Source organism: Lactococcus sp., assembly GCF_036648155.1.
GTDB lineage: Bacteria > Bacillota > Bacilli > Lactobacillales > Streptococcaceae > Lactococcus > Lactococcus cremoris.
In genome coordinates this window covers 42,033-63,833 of the sequence record NZ_JAVXIY010000005.1, presented here as the reverse complement: position 1 = coordinate 63,833, position 21,801 = coordinate 42,033, and the positions used below count along the sequence as shown (strand labels likewise).

General features: G+C 33.0%; 19 protein-coding genes and 2 riboswitches. Of the genes, 17 read left to right on the top strand and 2 right to left on the bottom strand.

Annotated features, from left to right (window positions below):
• The first annotated feature begins 87 nt into the window (after positions 1–87).
• The 14 genes from wecB (at position 88) to metF (ending at position 17,983) form a co-directional block, all read left to right on the top strand.
• Complete coding sequence (wecB, locus tag RSC39_RS06150) at positions 88–1,176, top strand: UDP-N-acetylglucosamine 2-epimerase (non-hydrolyzing) (protein ID WP_332535869.1); 1,089 nt, start codon at positions 88–90, stop codon at positions 1,174–1,176.
• Positions 1,166–3,640 (top strand): glycosyltransferase, encoded by a 2,475-nt coding sequence (locus RSC39_RS06145; RefSeq protein WP_332535867.1) that lies wholly within the window; start codon positions 1,166–1,168, stop codon positions 3,638–3,640. Before wecB ends, RSC39_RS06145 begins: the two co-directional genes overlap by 11 nt.
• Before the next feature lie 102 nt (positions 3,641–3,742).
• Positions 3,743–3,843, top strand: a riboswitch (TPP riboswitch).
• Positions 3,844–3,924: 81 nt separating this feature from the next.
• Positions 3,925–4,677, top strand: a complete 753-nt coding sequence (gene thiM, locus RSC39_RS06140; RefSeq protein WP_021212172.1) for a hydroxyethylthiazole kinase — start codon at positions 3,925–3,927, stop codon at positions 4,675–4,677.
• A gap of 12 nt (positions 4,678–4,689) precedes the next feature.
• A complete protein-coding gene (gene thiD, locus RSC39_RS06135) occupies positions 4,690–5,490 on the top strand; it encodes a bifunctional hydroxymethylpyrimidine kinase/phosphomethylpyrimidine kinase (protein WP_332535865.1) in 801 nt (266 codons plus the stop codon).
• Positions 5,483–6,139 (top strand): thiamine phosphate synthase, encoded by a 657-nt coding sequence (thiE, locus tag RSC39_RS06130; RefSeq protein WP_332535863.1) that lies wholly within the window; start codon positions 5,483–5,485, stop codon positions 6,137–6,139. The genes thiD and thiE overlap by 8 nt, the downstream gene beginning before the upstream one ends.
• 181 nt (positions 6,140–6,320) lie before the next feature.
• On the top strand, positions 6,321–6,452 hold the full coding sequence (locus RSC39_RS06125; protein ID WP_021037287.1) for a teichoic acid D-Ala incorporation-associated protein DltX: 132 nt from the start codon (positions 6,321–6,323) through the stop codon (positions 6,450–6,452).
• 24 nt (positions 6,453–6,476) lie between these two features.
• Positions 6,477–7,976: a D-alanine--poly(phosphoribitol) ligase subunit DltA gene (dltA, locus tag RSC39_RS06120; RefSeq protein ID WP_332535861.1), complete on the top strand. Its 1,500-nt coding sequence runs from the start codon at positions 6,477–6,479 to the stop codon at positions 7,974–7,976.
• Complete coding sequence (dltB, locus tag RSC39_RS06115; RefSeq protein WP_332535859.1) at positions 7,976–9,199, top strand: D-alanyl-lipoteichoic acid biosynthesis protein DltB; 1,224 nt, start codon at positions 7,976–7,978, stop codon at positions 9,197–9,199. The genes dltA and dltB overlap by 1 nt, the downstream gene beginning before the upstream one ends.
• Before the next feature lie 35 nt (positions 9,200–9,234).
• Positions 9,235–9,474, top strand: a complete 240-nt coding sequence (gene dltC / locus RSC39_RS06110) for a D-alanine--poly(phosphoribitol) ligase subunit DltC (protein WP_011676184.1) — start codon at positions 9,235–9,237, stop codon at positions 9,472–9,474.
• The gene (gene dltD, locus RSC39_RS06105) at positions 9,464–10,750 is read left to right on the top strand and encodes a D-alanyl-lipoteichoic acid biosynthesis protein DltD (protein WP_332535856.1); all 1,287 of its coding nucleotides are present in this window, start codon (positions 9,464–9,466) and stop codon (positions 10,748–10,750) included. Before dltC ends, dltD begins: the two co-directional genes overlap by 11 nt.
• A gap of 63 nt (positions 10,751–10,813) precedes the next feature.
• Positions 10,814–10,974: riboswitch (M-box (ykoK) riboswitch) on the top strand.
• A 251-nt stretch (positions 10,975–11,225) separates the two neighbouring features.
• Positions 11,226–13,958: a magnesium-translocating P-type ATPase gene (gene mgtA / locus RSC39_RS06100; protein ID WP_332535854.1), complete on the top strand. Its 2,733-nt coding sequence runs from the start codon at positions 11,226–11,228 to the stop codon at positions 13,956–13,958.
• Between the two features lie 92 nt (positions 13,959–14,050).
• Positions 14,051–14,704 carry a metal-dependent transcriptional regulator gene (locus RSC39_RS06095; RefSeq protein WP_063280940.1) on the top strand — a complete coding sequence of 218 codons (654 nt, stop codon included), beginning with the start codon at positions 14,051–14,053 and terminating at the stop codon, positions 14,702–14,704.
• Positions 14,705–14,862: 158 nt separating this feature from the next.
• On the top strand, positions 14,863–17,136 hold the full coding sequence (gene metE, locus RSC39_RS06090) for a 5-methyltetrahydropteroyltriglutamate--homocysteine S-methyltransferase (RefSeq protein ID WP_332535852.1): 2,274 nt from the start codon (positions 14,863–14,865) through the stop codon (positions 17,134–17,136).
• The gene (metF, locus tag RSC39_RS06085; RefSeq protein ID WP_063280938.1) at positions 17,126–17,983 is read left to right on the top strand and encodes a methylenetetrahydrofolate reductase [NAD(P)H]; all 858 of its coding nucleotides are present in this window, start codon (positions 17,126–17,128) and stop codon (positions 17,981–17,983) included. Before metE ends, metF begins: the two co-directional genes overlap by 11 nt.
• A 374-nt stretch (positions 17,984–18,357) precedes the next feature.
• Here the strand turns inward: metF and RSC39_RS06080 are convergent, their stop codons facing one another.
• Positions 18,358–18,657, bottom strand: coding sequence for a hypothetical protein (locus tag RSC39_RS06080; RefSeq protein WP_063280937.1), 300 nt, complete (start codon positions 18,655–18,657; stop codon positions 18,358–18,360).
• A gap of 134 nt (positions 18,658–18,791) precedes the next feature.
• Here RSC39_RS06080 and RSC39_RS06075 point away from each other — a divergent pair, with 134 nt between their 5' ends.
• Both RSC39_RS06075 and RSC39_RS06070 read left to right on the top strand, forming a co-directional pair.
• On the top strand, positions 18,792–19,229 hold the full coding sequence (locus tag RSC39_RS06075; RefSeq protein WP_332535849.1) for a LytTR family DNA-binding domain-containing protein: 438 nt from the start codon (positions 18,792–18,794) through the stop codon (positions 19,227–19,229).
• 449 nt (positions 19,230–19,678) lie between these two features.
• Positions 19,679–20,092: a hypothetical protein gene (locus RSC39_RS06070; RefSeq protein ID WP_332535847.1), complete on the top strand. Its 414-nt coding sequence runs from the start codon at positions 19,679–19,681 to the stop codon at positions 20,090–20,092.
• An 88-nt stretch (positions 20,093–20,180) separates the two neighbouring features.
• Here RSC39_RS06070 and RSC39_RS06065 read toward each other — a convergent pair whose 3' ends face one another.
• Positions 20,181–20,837 (bottom strand): cyclic nucleotide-binding domain-containing protein, encoded by a 657-nt coding sequence (locus RSC39_RS06065; protein ID WP_063280933.1) that lies wholly within the window; start codon positions 20,835–20,837, stop codon positions 20,181–20,183.
• An 82-nt stretch (positions 20,838–20,919) separates the two neighbouring features.
• Here RSC39_RS06065 and RSC39_RS06060 point away from each other — a divergent pair, with 82 nt between their 5' ends.
• Complete coding sequence (locus tag RSC39_RS06060; RefSeq protein WP_332535843.1) at positions 20,920–21,570, top strand: hypothetical protein; 651 nt, start codon at positions 20,920–20,922, stop codon at positions 21,568–21,570.
• Positions 21,571–21,801 lie beyond the last annotated feature (231 nt).

Sequence of the window (21,801 nt, the reverse complement as noted above, 5' to 3'; positions counted from 1 at the left end):
GCAGATGTGTAAATAAGTTTTTGATTTATTAAAGGAGTTGTTTATAGCAAGCACAATTATTATTTAAAATATAAGAATGAGGTGAAGATGAAAAAATTACTCTTTATTTTTGGGACAAGACCAGAATTTATCAAAGTTTATCCGGTAATTCAAGAGGCCAAAAAGCAAGGGGATCCAATTGTTTTGGTTAATACGGGTCAACACAAGGAGATGTTAAATGAACTTCTTGATGAATTTTCAGTTGAAGTTGATTATGACTTGAAGATTATGGATTCTTATTCCGGTTTATCAGAAATCGTATCAGGAACACTTAGCGGTCTTGAACCGATTGTCAAACAGGAAAAACCAGATGTTATTCTTGTTCATGGAGATACAGCTGCTACATTGGCTGGAGCTTTGGTCGCCTATTTTAATCAAATAAAGCTTGCGCATATTGAGGCTGGATTAAGAACTTATAATAAGTTTTCGCCATTTCCAGAAGAAATGAATCGGCAGATTGTTGGATTACTGGCAGATTATCATTTTACCCCAACTGAGATGACAAGAGACAATCTCTTAAAAGAGGGAAAAAACAGAGAACAAGTGTTTGTTGTTGGAAATAGTGCCATTGATATGTTTCAATACACTTTGAAAGATAATTATGAAAATGAAGCCTTGACTTGGCAAGCGGATAAAAAGATGATTTTAGTCACGGCACATCGTCGAGAAAATTTGAATGATTTAGAAGAAATTTTTGATGGAATTTCCGAAATCGCTGATGAGTTCAAAGAAACTCATAAAATTATTTATCCAATACATATGAATCCGATTATTCGTCAAAAGGCACAAAAATTATTAAAACATAGTAATATCAAAATTATCGACCCATTGGATACAATCAATTTTCATAATGTGATGCGGCATGCAGAGCTAATTCTCACGGATTCGGGTGGGATTCAAGAAGAAGCTGCTTTCTTAGGAATTCCAGTTCTTGTTTTACGTGATACAACAGAAAGACCAGAGGGAGTGTTGGCAGGAACATTAAAACTTGTAGGGACTTCAAAAGAAAATATTGTAAATGAGACTCGGGATTTACTAACAGACAAGACTAAATATGAAAGGATGTCAGGAAGTAAAAATCCTTATGGTGATGGGACCACTTCCTTACAGATTATTAATATCCTAAATGAAAAATAGAAAAATTTCACTTAAATCCTTTCAATCCGTCTGTCTCATTTTTATCTTTCTTTTTAACTTTGAGTTTATCTTTCGACTTTCAAATTTCACATCAAGAGAAAAATTTTTCACAATTTTCTTTTTTGTGGCTCCATTAATGCTCAGCTCATTTTTCATCATCACGGACAGTGAAAAGATATCAAATTCCGTTAGAAATTTGAGTATTATTGGTGTTTTTGGCTTCTTAATTTATGGCTCAAATCGGTTAATCGTATCTTTAACTTATTTAATTGGTGGAGAATTTGCTGTTCCTCAACTTTTTCCTTTTCGCTTTTTAATTGCCTTATTCACTTTGCTTTGTTGTGGATTGGCTTATTATGTTTCAACCAAAAAAAGATTAATCTATAATCTAGCCACACTGATTGCTTCCTTGTGGTTTGTTACGCTCCCTATTATCATTTTTCAATTTCTCTTTAAATTATTAATTGAACATCAAGGCTTTGATTTCAGTATCGTCAGTAATATGGATATTCGTTATTTGATTGTTCCATTTATGCCGATTATGTATTTAAGTTTTTGTAAATTTACGGGAATTGATGTCAAACAATTAGGAAAAAATATCAAGTCTACCGTCTATGTTCTCTTGGTAATTTATTTGGTAGCTCTGGTTGTCTATTCGGGAACTCAGATAAATATTACTTTTAATTTTGCTCAAGAAGGTTTCTTTAATAGTATTGAACTTAACTATAGTGTTTTTCTAGCTCATTGGATAGAGGGTTTAACAGTAGTTTCTCAGTTTGTTCTACCGATTATAGCTTTTGCTTTGGTCATCGGCTATAAAGGGGAGAAATCAAAGAGAAAAATATTCTCTTTAAAACCAATCTATGTTTTGATCTTGGTTGCACTTGGAGTTTATGCCTATATCTTTCTACTCAATGCTCCAAGTAATTTTATCCAATTTAATGAAAAAATCTTTAATAGCTATTTTGCATTGCAAGTATTTGAAGTTGGTGTCATTATGCTTTTGACAATCTATACTGGATTGAAAAAGTTTATCAGACCTCGAACAAAAATATTGTTATATATCGGTTCAAGTCTTCCTTTTCTTTATTTATATATTGTAAGATATCACTATTGGAAACAGAGTTATTTGGTGATTGATATATTTGACCGAATCAATTACATTTTCTTTATCTTTTCGGTTTTTGTTTTCCTATACTATACAGTAGAAGTTATCATTCTATGGTATTCTTACAATAAAAGACAAAGGGTCAATGCTTTGGACTTACGAACTGATGGGATTCAAAAGCAATTTCACATTTATGTCCTGATTCCATGTCTGAATGAAGAGTTGGTCATTCAAACAACTTTAAGAAGTATTTTGAAAAATAATTATAAAAATTTAGTTGTCACAGTTATTGATGATGCAAGTGATGATCGAAGTTTAGAAAAGATATCAGAAATTAATGATTCTCGTTTAAATGTTTTAAGGAGAATTAAACCAAATGCGCAAAAAGGAAAAGGAACCGCGCTTAATTGGGCCTATTATCAAATTAGTGAACAGATTCAAGCGAAAGGAATTGCTCCTGAGGAAGTATTGATAGCAATTATTGATGCTGATACAAAACTTGAAACTGATTATTTTGAAAAAGTCAATCGTGCTTTTAATTATGATGATAAGCTCACTGGTCTTCAATCAAAAGTTCGTGTCGCCAATTTATTAAAGGATTCGTCGCAAGACCTTGAATTTTCCGAGATTATTAATGCCACTCAAATGTTTCGAACTTTGACTAATACAGTTGCTTTTGGTGGGAACGGGCAGTTTTGTAAATTGAGCACTCTTCAAGCTTTAAATGAAGACCTGTGGACGGATTCACTTGTGGAGGATTTTGATTTATCAACACGTCTTTTTCTTTCAGATATTGAAGTGAAAAATGCACAATATGATGATATTTATATTGAACAAACGGGAATTATCAATGATAATGAAGCTTTGGTCAAGCAACGAGTCCGTTGGGCTCAGGGTAATATTCAATCATCAAAATATATTTTACCAACGATTCGTTCGAAAAATCTGGTTTGGAAACAAAAATTTGAGATACTGATGACTTTATTTAAACCTTGGTTAATGGGAATTGAGTATATCATTGTAATTTATACTATGATTATGATTATCAATTCTGCGATTTTAACGGGAATTACTCAATCACTTAAAATTGTTGTTATCCTTTTTATTGTGATGTCTATTTACATTATCATTGTCAACTTTGTTTGGGCTCTGCTTTATAATAGAGGGAAAAACAATGAAAAAATGAAGGCTTGGGATGTCCTGAAAGATACGGCTAATTTAACTAAATTCTTATTGATTTTGACTCAAATCTATCCGCAGTCAGCGATTCGGTTTTTCAACTCTAAAAATGACTGGGTGAAAACAAATCGTCAAGAGGAAAGTATTGATAAAAATTTGAATGAAGACAAAAAATAATGTAAAAACCCTAACGTTTCGGTGGGTTTTTTCTTCTTAAATTTATTAAATCAGTTTTTTTGCTATAAATATGCTAAACTGGTTGTAGTTTCAAAAATAAATCTAATACACAATGGGTACTGATAATTTTAAATTATCGGTTGAGAAAGACCATCAAACTTGAACAGGTTAAGACCTGCGTAAGAATGTGTCCGAGTTTTTATCATATTTTCTTTTGAGAAAATTGTAATTCTCACTTTCTTGTCATGCTTGAGCCCTCCTTGTGTAAATAAAGGAGTTTTTTTATGTCTATTTTAGGTAAGATTCAAAGAACACAACCGCTTATTTTGAACTTGGCGAATTTTGTAACTCCTCAAAGAGTCGCGGACGTTATCAGTTTTATTGGTGCCTCACCTTTAATGACGTCAGAAATTGCTGAGCTCGAGTCATTAGTTGAAATTTCAGATGCTGTGGTAGTCAATATTGGCACAATATCAGAATCGACTTATCCTCTCTTTTTAGAAGCTTGTCGCTTGGCAAATCAAAAAGCAAAACCATTAATTTTGGACCCAGTTGCGGTCAATGTTCCTTTCAGAGCATCCATAGTTAAAAGGTTGAGTCAAGAAGTAAAGTTTAATATTATTCGCGGAAATTCGGCTGAAATTGCTTGGTTTGCTGATAAAAAAAGTTTAAATAAAGGAATTGATGCACTTGAGTCAAATATAGATAATGAACACGCGCGACTTGCAGCTAAAAAAACAGGTGCAGTGATTATAGAAACAGGTAAAGTGGATATTATTTCTAACGGTCATGAAGAGATGTATGTTGACACTGACAGCCCACTCTTTAAAATTAATGTTGGTTGTGGGGACATGCTGACAGCAGTGGTTGGCACCTTTGCAGCTGTTTCCGATGATTTGTTTACAGCTGCTTATGAAGCGACAAAATTTTTCGGGGAAGCTGGAATGATAGCGACCAAACAAGTGCAAAATTTACCGGGTAATTTTGTCAATAGTCTTCTGGACACACTTTATCAAGCGACACAAGAAATAAAATAAAGGAGTATTATAATGATTACTATTCCACAGGTTGTGACAATTGCTGGAATTGATTCTTCTGGTGGTGCCGGAATTAATGCGGACATGAAAACTTTTCATAATCAAAAAGTTTATTCAGCAACGATTGTAACAGGATTGACGGCACAAAATACTTATGGCGTACAAGAAATTTTACCGACAAATAAAGATTTTATTTTAGCTCAATTTGACTCGGTATTTTCTGATTTGGAAATTTCGGCAGCCAAAACAGGAGCGCTTTTTGATACTGCTCAAGTTGAAGGGGTGATTCAAGGATTAAAAAAATACAAACCAAAACATTTGGTGGTTGACCCAGTAATGGTGGCTAAAGGTGGGGCTATTCTTTTAACGAAGGAAGCGATTGACTTGATAAAAGATGAGTTACTTCCCTTAGCAGAGTTAGTTACTCCTAATTTGGAGGAAGCAGAGGTCATGACCGGCTATCAAATTACTGACGAAAATTCGCTTTTAAATTCGCTTCATGATATTCAAAAATTAGGAGCAAAAAATGTTCTTATTAAGGGTGGACATGGTCAAGGAGAACTTGTCAGAGATTATTTATTACTGACGGATGGTTCTGTCAGTACTTATGACTCTAAAAGATTACTGACAGAAAGAACACATGGAACTGGAGATACACTTTCTTCCTATATTATTGCTCATTTAGCAATGGGAGAAAGTCTGAGAGAAATCATGCCTAATGCGAAAGCTTTTATTAGTGAGGCAATTTCTAAAACGATTATGGTGGGGCATGGTCATGGGCCATTGAATCATTGGGTGAATATTAATGACTAAGAAAACTTTAGATTTAAGTGTTTATTTTATTGCCGGACCACAAAATTTTCCAGAATGTTCACTAGATGAAGCAACGCAAAAGATTGCTTTAATTATAAAAAGTGGTGTCACTGTTTATCAATTTCGAGATAAGGGAACCATTTATAAAGAGCAGAAGCAGCGTCTGTCAATTGCTCAAAAATTACAAAAAGTGTCCGAAGAAGCAGGCGTTTCTTTTATTGTCAATGATGATGTGGAGTTGGCGCGTGAATTAAATGCTGATGGAATTCATATTGGACAAACAGATGAGCCGGTCAGTAAAGTTCGTGAGAAGGTTGGGCAGGAAATGTGGTTGGGCCTTTCTGTCACTAAGGCTGACGAATTAAAAATGGCACAAAGCAGTGGGGCTGATTATTTAGGAATTGGGCCAATTTACCCAACAAACAGTAAAAATGATGCGGCAAAGCCAATTGGCATTAAAGACTTAAGACTGATGCTTCTAGAAAATCAATTACCAATTGTAGGAATCGGTGGAATCACGCAAGATTCACTGACAGAATTGTCAGCAATTGGACTTGACGGACTTGCGGTTATTTCTTTACTGACAGAAGCAGAAAATCCCAAAAAAGTTGCTCAAATGATTAGACAAAAAATCACTAAAAACGGATGACGTACACTTAAAATTACTAAAAATAAATTGTTGCCGTTTTCTTTTCTAAACATGATTTAAACTTACAGAAATGTAAGTTTTTTTTCGCTTAATAAATGTTATAATCTAAGTCATAAATGATATGAGATTAACTGAGTATTCTAAAAACCTCTTATTAATTTATATATTAAAAGGAGTTCCAATGGACAAGAAAAAAGAAATTCGTCTATTTTTGGCTAAAACAATATTTTACTTTGTAATTATATTAATTCTACTCTATCTTTATTCCTACAGTCATACTGGGGGAGCACACTTTATTTACAACGAATTTTAGAGAGATTTATTGGAGAAGTTAATTATGAAATTATTAGAACAAATTTTTGAAATTGCAAACAAAAACCCTGACCTTATCGTGCTTGCCGAGCGTGAGCAGAAATTTACTTACCGCCAATTATTCGTCGCTGTATCGGAGATTTCAAAACAAATCAAGGAGCGGACATTAGTGAATCGTCCAATCCTAATTTTTGGTAAAAATGACTTTATTAGTTTAGCAGCAATGCTAGCAGCAAATTTGACTGGACATGCTTATATTCCAGTCGATGCGCACACTCCATTTGAGCGGACAGAAATGATTAATTCAGCAGCAAAACCAGCAGTTGTGATAACGACTGTTAATCTTTCAGAAGATTTTTCTGCTCTTTTTACTGACAGAATCTCAGTTAATCTAAACACTCTATCTCTCGATGAAAAACTTCCAGAACTTGATTTTAGTCAAGCTGTTTCTGGTACTGACAGCAATTATATTATTTATACTTCGGGAACAACTGGAGTACCAAAAGGTGTTGAAGTCAGCCATGATAATCTTGTGACCTTCACAAACTGGATGAACAACGACTTTAACAAAATTGAAAATAATCAAATTTTATCACAAGCCCTTTATAGCTTTGACTTATCAATTTTTAGTTTGTATCCAAGCCTGACAACTGGTGGAACATTAGTCTCACTTTCACGTGACGAAACAACAAACTTTAAATTGCTTTTTGAACGATTGAATTCAACAGTCATCAATACTTGGATTTCGACACCATCATTTGTTGATATTTGCTTATTGGATCCCTCATTCACAGAGAAAGAACATCCTAATTTAGTACAATTCATCTTTTGTGGAGAAGAATTGACGAAAAAAACAGCTGAAAAATTACTGACAGCATTTCCGTCAGCAACTATTTATAATACTTATGGTCCAACAGAAGCAACAGGAGCCATTTCATCAATAAAAGTGACTGAAAAATTACTGACAGAAAATGACCGTCTTCCTATTGGTTTTGCCAAACCTGGTGTAGAATTAAAAATCATGGATGGTGAAATCATTATTATCGGTGATTCCGTTGCTAAAGGTTATTTTGAAAACCCAGAGAAAACAGCTCAAGCCTTTTTCACAGTAGATGGAAAACCTGCCTATCATACAGGCGATGCCGGTTCACTAACTGATGAGGGCATGCTTCGTTATCAAGGACGAATTGATTTTCAAGTCAAATTTAACGGGTTCCGTATTGAACTTCAGGATATTGAAGCCAATATTCAAAACCTAAAAGATATCGAAAAAGCAGTGGTTTTACCTAAAACGAATGACCAGCATAAAGTTACAGCTTTAATTGCTTATCTTGAAAGTGACAAAACATTTGCGGATCGTGCTGAAGAACGAGCCTTTACAAAGCAACTCAAAGCAGAGCTTTCAAAAACAATTATGGATTATATGATGCCAACCAAATTTATTTATCTCAAAAAGTTCCCTCTGAATCAAAATGGAAAAGTTGACCGCAAGGCACTCGCCCAAAAAGAGCGAGGTGACAACTAGTGCAACCCTATTCAACTCCCTTTTACTTCCTGATTCTAGGCCTGGCTTTAATTCCGATTGTTATTGCTCAGCTCCTTGGCAAAAAGCTTATGTGGTATCAAGTTTTACTGACCATTGCTTTTCTCTGGCTTACATTTTCAGGGACAGTTACCATTTGGGCTCTAATCGGATTTGGGGTCTTCCAGACCATCATTGTTAAGTTTTATGAATGGTATCGGGTAAAACAGAGTAAAAACCAAACCTTTGTTTTTTATCTCATCATTTTACTATCAATCTTGCCATTAGTGATTGTAAAAGTTCATCCTTTGTTCAATCCTGGACCGGGTCCTGGTTCAATTCTTGGATTTTTAGGAATCTCTTACATCAGTTTTAAAACCGTTGCGATGATTATAGAAATAAGAGATGGGCTTATTAAAGCAGTTCCACTCGAAGAATTTCTTTATTTCCTCTATTTCTATCCAACAATTTCATCAGGGCCAATCGATCGCTTCCGCCGTTTCGTTAAAGAATTAAAAGCACCAGTAGTTACTGAAAAATATCTTGATTTATTAAATACAGGGATTTTTAGAATTTTCCAAGGTTTCCTTTATAAATTTATCATCGGTTATTTGATTGACCAATACTGGTTACATGGTATCGCAATTAGTGCAACGCTTCACCCAAGTTTCTTGAATGTTTCATCATCTATGTATGCTTATGGATTGTATTTATTCTTTGACTTTGCTGGTTATTCACTCTTTGCTATTGGTGTCAGTAATTTAATGGGTTATGATTTACCACATAACTTCAATAAACCATTCTTAGCCAAGAATATTCATGATTTCTGGCAAAGATGGCACATGACTTTAAGTTTTTGGTTCCGAGATTTTGTCTTCATGCGTCTAGTGAAAACATTCATGGTCAAAAAATGGTCAAAAAACATGGTAACTATTTCAAATATTGGTTACCTTGCGAACATGCTACTCATGGGATTCTGGCACGGGTTGACATGGTATTACATTCTATATGGTTTTTACCATGCCATGTTAATGATTGGTTATGATGCTTGGAAACGTTTGAAAAAACGAAAGAATTGGAAAATTCCAGATAATAAATGGACAAGTGCTGTAAGTATTTTCATCACTTTTAACCTAGTATTTATCAGTTTCCTTATCTTCTCAGGAATACCAAACCACATCATTATGCACTGCTTAGATCCACATTACCCACTTCCTAACTTCTAAAAAAGTTAGGTTTACAAAAACATTAGGAGAAAAAAATGAAAGAACAAATTTTTGACATTATCGAAACAATCTCAGGCACAGACGAATTCCGTGAAGACTTAGACATGGATTTGTTTGAAGAAGGAATTCTTGATTCAATGAGAGCTATTATGCTTATCGTTGAATTAGAAGGTGCATTTGATATTAGTCTTCCACCATCAGAAATGGATCGTGAAGATTGGAATACAGCAAATAAAATAGCAGCACGCGTTCAGGAAAAAACGGATGAAAATTAAAATTTTTAGAGCAATTGGCCCACTAATTGCAGCTTTAGTTCTCGTTGCTTTATTAATATTTCTCCCTTTTAACGTTGGAATGAAATATTCTAAAGACCAACTCGTTAAGTTTGCACAGTCACCCTTAAATACACCTACTTTTACAGGATATTCAATTAAGAAACAAGCCTATTCAGATCCTGAATTTTTACCAGTTCTTGGTTCGTCAGAAATGGAACACGTTGATTCATTTCACCCAAGTGCTTATTTCAGCAAATATAATTCAGGTTTCATACCATTTTTAGTAGGACAACCCGGAACAACGACATTAACTCACTTTTTCTATATGAATTCAGTGGCAGACGAATTAAAAAATCGTAAAATTGTTTTTGTTATTAGTCCACAATGGTTCTCTAAACAAGGAATTGTTGAAAGTGAATTAAAGAACTTTGTATCCAAAGGTGAAATTTATGGTTGGTTGAAAGAAGCAGACCCTAAAGCTGCCACAACAACACAGCTTGCAAAACATCTATTAAAATTCAGATCACTTAAATCTGAGGAAACAATTTATAATTCTCTAGAACGTTTGGCAGCTAAAAAACCATTAACTGCCTTGCAAAAAATGACTGTGGCAACCAACTTACAATTTTGGCGGAAAGAAGATTTACTTTTCTCAAATATGTCTCAATTCACCGCTGATCATTTGGGACTTTCTCCAAAAATCAACAAATTTGCAAAAGAATTACCTAATGATCCAACATCAGAGAATTTAAATCGCTTGGCAGTTGACCAAGGAGAAAAGAGTTCGAACAATAATCCATTCCAGATTAATAATCATGTTTGGAATCAGAGAATAAAATCCAAATATAAACATCTGGAAAATTATAAAAAGAAAGTTTCTTATCTCGAAAGTCCAGAATATCAAGATTTCCAACAACTTCTAAATGTTTTTGCTGAAAATCATAATGACGTTTTATTTGTTATTCAACCTGTCAATGGCTCTTGGTCATCATATACAGGTGTCTCTGAAGAAACATTACAAAATTTCAGCTCTAAAATTAAAACACAATTGCGAAGTCAAGGATTTAATCAGATTGCTGATTTAACAGACATGTATAATACTCCTTATGCTTCCGGCGATACAGTCCATTTTGGAACAAAAGGCTGGTTAGCGACAGATAAAGCAATTGAAAAATTTATGAAAACACCAAGTAATCTTAAATATCATATTGATAACTCATTATTCTTATCAAAAGATTGGGCGATGAATGGTGCAACAGAGTCTGTCTTAAAATAAAAAAAATAAAAAGATTGACAAAAAAAGATAGAACAGCTATAATGGATTTGGTTATGCCATAAGCATAGCCATCGGTAGGTGAGGCTACCGCAGGGATACGGGTTGCTGCCGCAGAGTCGTGGAGACACGATGAGAGGGCCAACAGTTCATGTCGAAAAAGAAGGCGTGAAATAGTGCAACAACATTGCCCTGCGGAGCTAAAGCTTGAACGATAGCTTGTAACTGATTCGCTTTATAGTGTTATCTTTTTTTGGAATTATTCCCTTGCCTACGTTCAAGTTTTGTAGGCAAGGTTTTTTGTATTTAAAGGAGGTGAGAACGGAAATGGAATCCCAGAGTATTAATAGTCCCGAGCCCGATAGGCCGCAGATAATTAACGTGATAAGAGCAATTTTCCGTTCTTATCACCTTCTTTAAAGTGCCTAAGGTTTAGGACTGTACAGCAAAAATAATAAAAAATATGAGGTACAGACCAATGAAAAAACTTAGAAAAACACTCGAAAACACAAAAAGAGCTACAAATTTTGTAGACAACAACGAAATAAAAAGAAGACTTGAATTTGCCAGAGTATCAAGCAAAGAAGAATTGTTTCAAAAATTTAAGACATCAGATAAAGGCTTAAGTGAAGAACAAGTTGAAATTTCTCGTGAACAATACGGCGATAATAGTATTACTAGAGGTAAAAAAACCTCACTAATTAAGCGCCTTTATCAAGCCTTCATCAATCCCTTCACTATTATATTATTTGTTTTGGCACTCGTTTCAGCTTTTACTGATATTATATTAGCTGCTCCAGGAGAAAAAAATCCACAAGGACTAATCATCATTACCACAATGGTTTTAATTTCTGGAATCTTACGATTTGTTCAAGAAACAAGAAGTGGAAATGCTGCCGAAAATCTCCTAAAAATGATTACGACAACCACAAACGTTCATAGACTAGAAACGGGTAGTCAAGAAATTCCAATTGAAGAAGTCCTTGTTGGAGATATTATTCACCTATCAGCAGGAGATATGGTTCCAGCTGATTTGAGAATTATCCAAGCTAAAGATTTATTTATCAGTCAAGCCTCTTTGACTGGCGAAAGTGAACCAGTAGAAAAATTAGATTTAGCAACATCAGAGGCTTATGATTCGATTACAGAATCGTCAAATCTTGCTTTCATGGGTTCGAATATTATTAGTGGGAGTGCTTATGGGATAGTGATTGTTACTGGAGATAATACTATTTTTGGTGAAATGGCTAGAAGTGTGACCGAAGATTCTACTAAAACAACCTTTGAAAAAGGTGTGAATTCAGTATCTTGGGTACTCATTCGCTTTATGTTAGTGATGGTTCCTTTTGTCTTATTGATAAATGGTTTTACTAAAGGTGACTGGATGGAAGCCGCATTATTTGCCTTAGCAGTAGCGGTTGGATTAACACCAGAAATGTTGCCAATGATTGTGACAACCTGCTTGGCAAAAGGTGCAGTTACAATGTCGAAAGAAAAAACAATCATTAAAAATCTAAATTCCATTCAAAATTTAGGTTCAATGAATATACTATGTACAGATAAGACTGGAACATTGACTCAAGATAAGGTTGTATTGATGCGCCACCTTGATATTCATGGTCAAGAAAATATTCGGGTATTAAGACATGGATTTTTGAATAGTTACTACCAAACAGGTTTGAAAAATTTAATGGATTTGGCTATTATTGAAGGAGCAGAAGCCAAGCAAGAAAAAAATTCTGAATTATCTGGTTTAAGTAGTAAATATACAAAAGTTGATGAAATCCCCTTTGATTTTGAAAGACGTCGGATGAGCGTTGTGGTCCAAAGTAACGGGAATGGTACAAACTCAAAAACACAAATGATTACTAAAGGTGCAGCTGAAGAAATGTTAGACATTTCTACCTTAGTTGAAGATGAAGGAAAGATTGTTCCCTTAAATTCTGAGTTAAGACAATACATCCTCAAAAAAGTTGATGAATTAAATGAACTAGGAATGCGCGTGATTCTAGTGGCTCAGAAAACAAATCCCTCTCCAATAGATAGCTTTTCTGTTCAAGATGAATCTGAAATGGTACTAATGGGCTATCTTGCTTTCTTAGACCCACCAAAAGAGTCAACAGCAAAGGCAATTAAGGCACTTAATAAATATGGCGTATCAGTAAAAATATTGACTGGTGATAATGACAAAGTAACTCGTTCAGTTTGTGAACAAGTCGGGCTTCCTGCTGATAAAACAATTTTAGGTTCTGACATTGATCAACTTGATGATGAAGAACTGGCACAAGTTGCTAAAGAAGCCTCTGTCTTTGCTAAGTTATCTCCCCAACAAAAGGCAAGAATTGTCACAACTCTTAGAAATTCAGGCAATAGTGTAGGTTATATGGGAGATGGTATTAATGACGCAGCAGCAATGAAAGCCTCTGATGTTGGAATTTCAGTAGATAGTGCCGTAGATATTGCCAAAGAATCTGCGGATGTCATCTTGTTAGAAAAAGATTTAATGGTCCTTGAAAAAGGAATCATTGAAGGAAGAAAAACCTATGCTAACATGATTAAGTATATAAAGATGACTGCAAGTTCTAATTTCGGTAATATGTTTTCGGTTTTAATTGCGAGTGCCTTTTTACCATTTATTCCAATGTTATCTATCCATATTCTCTTACTTAATTTAATTTATGATTTCTCATGTACAGCAATTCCATGGGATAATGTTGATGAAGAATACTTAGTTGTTCCAAGAAAATGGGATGCAAGTTCTGTAAGTAAATTTATGTTATGGATTGGCCCAACAAGTTCTGTTTTTGATATCACGACATATCTCCTAATGTTTTTCGTTATCTGTCCAGCAACATTCGGCCCATTCAGCGCTCTTGTTCCAGGAAGTGCAGCCTATATTGGCTTTATTGCTCTCTTCCATACTGGTTGGTTTGTTGAATCAATGTGGACACAAACATTAGTAATTCATATGATTCGGACTCCAAAAATTCCTTTCTTACAAAGTCGTGCCTCAGCTCCATTGACGCTTCTTACTTTTTTAGGAATTATTGGTCTCACAATCATTCCATTCACAAGTTTTGGAAAATCAATTGGCTTAATGGCTTTGCCACTCACCTTTTTCCCTTGGTTAATTTTAACAGTAGTCATGTACATGTTTCTTGTTACCCTATTTAAGAAAATTTTTGTCTCAAAATATGGTGAGTTACTATAAATTTAAAAATAAAGATGATAGAATATTTTCTCTTTGATTTTACTTTGAAATAGTCTATGTTATAATTAAATGGAGAAAAGTAAGGTAAAAAAATGAAAACTTCAAAAAATGAACAAGACTATCTTAAAGCGATTTATAGTCTGAGAAATGAAAATAATGAATCAGTAAGTATCAATGCAATAGCTCAAAAGCTCTCAGTTTCTTCACCAAGTGCGACTGAAATGATTAAACGTCTAGCCAAAAAAGAACTTGTTATTCACAAACCTTATTATGGTGTATTGTTGACTGATATAGGGACACGTGAAGCCCGATTCATTCTAAAAAGTCACCGGGTCTGGGAAAGTTTCCTCTTTGAAAAAGTTGGTTATACGATGGAAGAAGTTCATGATGAAGCTGAGAATTTGGAGCATGCATCATCTCCGAGATTGATTGAATCATTATATGTTTTAATGGGCTATCCTGAGACTGATCCTCACGGGTCGGAAATTCCTACGGAGTCATTTTGGTTAAAAAATGAAGTAGAGCTAACGCTTGATGAAGCGCAAGTAGCACAAACTTATCATGTTACGGCGATAGAAGAAAAAGGAAAAGCTTTTTTTGAAAAATTAGAGCTCTCTCTCCCACACCTCATTAAAGTTATTGAAAAATTAGAAGATAATTCGATAATCATAAAAGAAGATAGAGAAAGCTCAATTGTCATTCCTTCATTTATCCAATCAAGCATTCACTTGATGCACAGACGATAGATTATTAAACAATAAAAGTTCAAGCAAATTTGCTTGGACTTTTTTGTTTTTATGACTTTAATATAGTTAAAAACTATAGGTCATCATATCAAAAAGGTATTATTAAAGTTTTATTAAATTTGATAAGATAGACCTATTAAAAATTGGAGACAGCTACTATGAAAAAATCAATTATTGCCTTCCCTCGTATCGGTTCAAATCGTGAATTGAAATTTGCTCTGGAAAAATACTTCCGTAAGGAAATTTCTGAGGATGAATTACAAATTGTGGTCAAAGAGCTTCGTTTAGAAAATTGGAAAAGTCAAAAAGAAGCTGGAATTGATTACCCCATTTCCAACGACTTCTCTTTCTATGACCAAACTTTAGACCTATCTATTGCACTTGGGGTAATTCCCGAACGCTATAAAAAATTAAAACTCAATGAATTAGATACTTTATTTGCTTTAGCGCGTGGTTTTCAAGACGAAGAAAATGACGTGAAAGCAAGGCCGATGAAAAAATGGTTTAATACAAATTACCATTATATCGTTCCAGAAATTAGCAAAGAAACAGTAATAAAAGCAAATTTTTCAAAACTATTAAACGAATATCAAGAAGCAAAGATTGCTGGTTTTGAAACTAGACCGACAATTATTGGTCCATATACCTTTTTAATTTTGGCGGATTACCTTTCTGGAGTAACCGAGGACGCGATATTGTCTGACCTCATTGAAGCCTACACAGTATTATTTGACCAACTGAATAATTTAGGAGGGGAATGGTTACAAATTGAAGAGCCAGCTCTAGTTTTAGATCAAACAGAAGAAGAACAACAGTTATTCATAAAAATTTATCAAGAGCTACTTAAGAATAAAAATAAGCTTAAGGTTCTCCTTCAAACCTATTTTGGTGACCTACGTGATAGTTATCAAGAAATCATAAAGCTCGATTTTGATGGGATTGGCCTTGATTTTGTTGAAGGAAGAGAGTCTGTAAAACTAGTTCAAAAGTATGGTTTTCCTAAAGATAAATTACTCTTTGCAGGAGTTGTCAATGGGAAAAATATTTGGCGTAATCATTATCAAAAAACACTGAGTTTGCTAAAAGATTTAGGAAACATTGATAATATTGTAATCAATACAAGTTGTTCTTTACAGCATGTTCCAGTAACAACTGAGAATGAAACCAAATTAAGCAAAGAAATTCTCAACCATTTCGCATTTGCCAAAGAAAAATTGGTGGAAGTTAATGAAATTTCCGAAATTTATGTTAAGAAAAATACTTCCCTGTTAGATAAGAATATTGCACTTTTTGATAAAAATAGAGTCCAAGAAAATATTCAACTTAAACAAAAAATTACTCATTTAACTGATAAAGATTTTATTAGAACGCCTAGCTTAGTTGAAAGACGTGCCGATCAAATAAAAGCACTCAAGCTTCCTCTGCTACCAACAACGACTATTGGTTCATTTCCTCAAACGCCAGAAGTAAGAAAATCTCGATTGCAGTATAAGCGTGGTGAACTGAGCAAAAGTGATTATGAAGCATTTTTGGAAGAAAAAATTAAAGAATGTTTGGAACTTCAAGAGAACATTGGGTTAGATGTTTTAGTTCATGGTGAATTTGAAAGAAATGATATGGTAGAATATTTTGGAGAACAATTAGAAGGTTATATTTTTACACAAAAAGCATGGGTTCAATCTTATGGAACACGATGTGTTAAACCGCCAATTGTTTGGGGAGATATCACAAGACCGCAAGCTATGACCGTTCGCTGGTCAGCTTATGCTCAATCTCAGACTTCTAAACCGGTAAAGGGGATGCTGACAGGGCCTGTAACTATTCTAAATTGGTCTTTTCCAAGAGAAGATATTTCCTTAAAGGAAAGCACTTTACAGTTAGCCTTAGCTGTCCAAGAAGAAGTACTCGATTTAGAAAAGGCTGGAATTAAAATCATTCAGATTGATGAAGCAGCACTTAGAGAAAAACTACCATTACGTCGAAGTGATTGGTATAGTGAATATTTAGATTGGGCGATTCCAGCCTTTCGATTGGTCCATTCTAAGGTGAAAGCTGAAACTCAAATCCATACACACATGTGTTATTCTGAATTTGAAGATATTATTCCTTCTATTGATGCGATGGATGCCGATGTCATTTCTTTTGAGGCTAGTCGCAGCCAGTTATCAATTATTGATGCACTAAAAGCTCATCATTTTCAAACTTTGGTAGGGCCAGGAGTTTATGATATCCATTCCCCAAGAATTCCTAGTAGTCAAGAAATAAAAATTCAACTAGAAAAGATTTTGAATAAATTACCAATTGAGCAAGTTTGGGTTAATCCTGATTGTGGTCTTAAAACAAGAGGAGATAAGGAAACAATCCCTAGTTTGACTCACCTGGTTGAGGCAACAAAAGAGGTAAGAAAGGAAAAGATAACATATGACAAGTGATTCTAAAATTCTATCTTTTGAAGTTTTTCCTCCAACAACTCAAGTTGGGAGCTCTCATTTAGTGAAAACCCTTGATAGTTTAAGAGCACTTTCTCCTGACTTTATCAGTGTCACCTGTAGTAATAATAATTATGAGAATATTGCTGATACAACCATAAAATTTGCAGATTATGTTAATAATACATTAAATATTCCTGCTGTTGCTCATTTACCCGCGGCCTATCTCGACAAAAACCAAGTGATAGAGATTTTGGAACGTTTAAGAGAAAAGCAGATTATGAAAGTATTAGCACTGAGAGGTGATATAAGTGATGAAGCAACTAAAAAAGACTTCAAATATGCTAGTGACTTGGTAAAATTTATAAAGGATTATGATAGTAGTTTCGAAGTTTTGGGCGCTTGTTATCCGGATGTTCACCCCGAGTCAATAAACCGTATCAGTGATTTTCATTATTTGAAAGAGAAAGTTGATTCAGGGTCTGATAAGTTAATTACTCAGTTATTTTTTGATAATAATAGCTTCTATGATTTTCAAGAACGTTGTGCCATTGCAGAAATAAATGTCCCCATTCTTGCTGGAATTATGCCCGTCATAAACCGTAATCAGATTCTGCGTTTATTAAAAAATTGCAATACGCCTCTACCAGCAAAATTTATCAGAATACTGGAAAAGTATGAACATAATCCTGTTGCGTTAAGAGATGCAGGAATCGCTTATGCAATAGATCAAATAGTAGATTTAGTAACTGAAGATGTTGCCGGAATTCATCTATATACCATGAATAATTCGGAAACTGCACGTTCTATTCATTCTTCAATTTCCTCATTATTTAAATCACACAGATAATTATAATTATCCTGTGTGATTTAAAAGTAGTTAACTAATAGAAAATATAGGGACAAATTTTAATTGATAAACTAGATTTTATAAAAAATCGAGTAATAATCTAAAAAAGGACCATTGATATATATAAAATACTGGAAGAGCTACTATCAATATCTATATATCAGGTTGTCTTAAAGGATGACAGATTGATAATTTTTTCTAAGGTATGAGAGACTTTAATTTTATTTGAAACCTAGGTACTTTAAAACTTCGTAAGTAAGTGTTTATTTCAGATTTAACGTTGATTGCTTACTCATAAAAAAAAGACTTTGATAAAAGTCTTTTTTTTATGAGTAGAAGTTTGACACTAAGAAGTTTTAAAGTAAATTTAACGATCACATATTTTGTTTTTCAATCCATTTATTAATTTTTCTCTGAGCAATATTCTCCATTTCTGAATCAGTCATCCCCACTTTATAAATTAAATCCAAATTAACTAGAAGTGTATCAATAAGTTCTTCCTTAAAATCATCAAGGCTAAGGTCTTTATACCGGTTTCCAGAAGCTTTTTGACTCGATAAAAAGGCTTGTGAAGCTTCGCCCAACTCTTCCATCCATTTAATAAATAGTTGCTCCAAACTCTTAGGTTCATTTTTAGAAGCTTCTTTAATTTTATCAAGTAATTCTTTATTCATAATACATCCGCTTTCTTTTTAAATATAGTATATCAAAAATACGTGTATAAAATGACATACTTCGTCCCTAAATTTTATCATATCGTCCCTAAGCATCACTTGTTTATCTGTAATTTATTAAGTAAAATAAAGTTGTGAAAATAATAAAGAAAATTGACGAAACTTTAACCGAAGTTCAAGTACTAATATATGCACCCAATGAATTAGTTTTTTCCTCACTCGCTGAAAAAATTGATGAAAGAATATCTTTTGCTACTGTTGAGGGAATAATTTTTTTGCAAAGACGAGAGTTATTGTATATAAAAGCTCAAAAGAATTATTTAGAATTAGGGACTGAAAAAAAAGTTTACAAAATGTGCTCACCATTATATCAGTTAGAAAAAAGGCTAGGGAAAAAGTTTATCCGTGTTTCAAGATCATTTCTAATAAATTTTGATAGGCTTGAAAAACTTAATACGGATATATTTTTAGGGATTAACGCTCATGTTGGGAACATAAAAGTTCCCGTGAGTAAAGCCTATCTAAAAAATATAAATGCGAAAATATCAGAAATAGAAAGAGGTGAAATATGAAGTATGTTTCTTCAGCTATTAAAGGAATAGCTATTGCATCAATTGCAATGATAATCTACAGCACTTATTATAAATTTTGGTTTGATATAGATGAAGTATTTCTTATTTTTGTTCTTAGTTCCATTCAAGCCATATTATCACGGATTACGCGAATAAATTTCAGGTTCCCCAGATTTACTTTATTTGTCAATAAATGCGGTGACAAGCTATACCATAGCGTTTTCTGCTTGTATGGTAATGGGAGATATATTTACAATTATTGATTTTTTTAAATTCACATGGGCATGGCTATTAACCTTTAGTTTGGCGTTTTTATACTCATATTTTAGTAATAGAAAAAAAGTGGATGATATTAACAAAAAAATTGAAAGGATTTCAAAATTATGATTCAAATAATACTAACGATAAGTACAATTATTTTCGTCCTTTATCGACAATTATCTGAGCAAATGGTTAAACATAAAACAAAAAATTATATTATTATTATAATTATTGGTCTTGCTTTAGTTGCAGCTCAGTCCTCTGGAATCAAATGGAATGTTTCTTTAATCACTATACTAATTTTAGGAGACATTTTATTTCCAAGCCTTTTAGGGTGGTTAAGAGCTAAGTGTACATTAATTTGGGCTAATAAGAATCAGATAGTCATGCGGAAGGGAAATATCGTAACCATAGTACTATGGTTAATTTATATCATTGGTCATGGAGCTCTTACTTATTTTGTTCGTGACAACGAAAATTTCATGTTATTCTCAATTGGGATAAGTTTACTTGTTCAGCGAGAAGTTATTTGGATTGATTCTCGAAAAAAATTTTCTATCCAAATAAGAAATAATGAAAGGTTACAACTATATAAAAAATAAAGAATCCTGTCTTAATGACAGGATTTTCTTGTAATTGGACTCCTTATTATAAAAAACATTATCATGATTCCGAACATAGTATATCGTGTTATTTAATCGAAATTTCCATTAATTTCTGATGATTAATTTTATAATTATTTTTCCCTATTTTTTTTATGTATCCTAAAGATTTAAAATCACTAAATATTTGCAGGAGGTGACGGTAGGAAACACCAAGGTACTCAGCAACAACAATATGTGATTCTTGATAGATATCATTGTTTGAAGATTCTAATAAAAAAGTGGCCAATCGATGCTTTAATTCGTAACTTTGATTTTTTGAAAAGTGATTAGTTCTGTCCAATAATTTTTTCGAAAGAAAGACACTTAGCTCTTTAAAAAAATTTATATCAATTAGTAAATATCGTTCTACTATGTTCAAGGGAATCATAAGGCAAGTGAGATTTCCAATTGCAGTTACATTTTTAGTTTCCTCTTCAACTCCTAAAATTGTTAATTCACCTATCCAATCCTTATTCTTTAAGAATTGAAGCAAAATAGATTTCCCATTATATTGGATATCAGTTATTTTAGCCTTACCATCAATAATATAGTAAATATTTTTAAGGGGTTCATTCTCATGAATAATGGTTTCGTTGTGCTTAAAAGTAACAATAAAAGAAGCATCTAAAACATTTTTAGGAAGTTTTGGCAAGTAGTGCAAAGTTTCATTTTTACAGAAATCTTGAAAATATATTTTTTCCATTTTCACTCCTATATGAGATATCTCATATATATTCTACCAAAAATAACCTAAACTGTTAATTAGAAAAAAAGGAGAATTTATTTTGAAGAGTAAAAAATATTTATTATCATTTTTATATTATATGGTTGCAGCATTTGGGATTAGCTTAACAATAAAAGCAGCAGTTGGAGTGAGTAGTTTTAATTCAATGAACGTTGCAATTTCTGAGCTTACTAAAATTGAAGTGGGAACTATTACAACACTTGTAAACCTATTATTTTTAATTGCATGTTTTTTTATAGAAAAAAATAAGAAAATTCCAGAATATCTTTTTATGATGGTTTCATTAGTTTGTTTTGGTAGTGTTATAAATTTCTTTTTATACCATCTTTTGTTTAAAGTCCAGATTGGAAGTTATTTTCTTTCGATAATCGTGTTCATTGTTGGGACAATTATTGCTGGTTATGGAACGGGTCGTTCTTTATATTATGGGATACTTAAATTTCCAATTGAAAAATGTTGTATTCTATTAGTGGAAAAGCATAATAAATCATTTTCCTACTATCGCTATGGTGTTGATATTGTTAGTATTTTGATTTCATTATCCATATCATTAGTATTTAAATTCCCTATATATATTAGGGAGGGGACAATATTAAGTTTTATTTTATTAACCTTTGTGATTAATAAAACCAAAAATAAAACATATGGTTATGTGAAAAATATTAAGAATAAATTAAGTAGGAAAATATAAAAATGTAGTAGATTATTTTATGGAAAGAATGGCATAAGATCTAAGAAATTCATGGTTAATTAATATCATTGAATAAAATATAGCAGCATAGTTGACTTTAAAAAGCTTTTGCTAATAATAAATAGTATATTTTATTGACTCAAATTTACCGTTTAATAAAAAAGGAAAAATTGTACCCTATTTCCTATTAGATTGAAAAAGTATTTTACATATTAATCGAATATAAAAAAT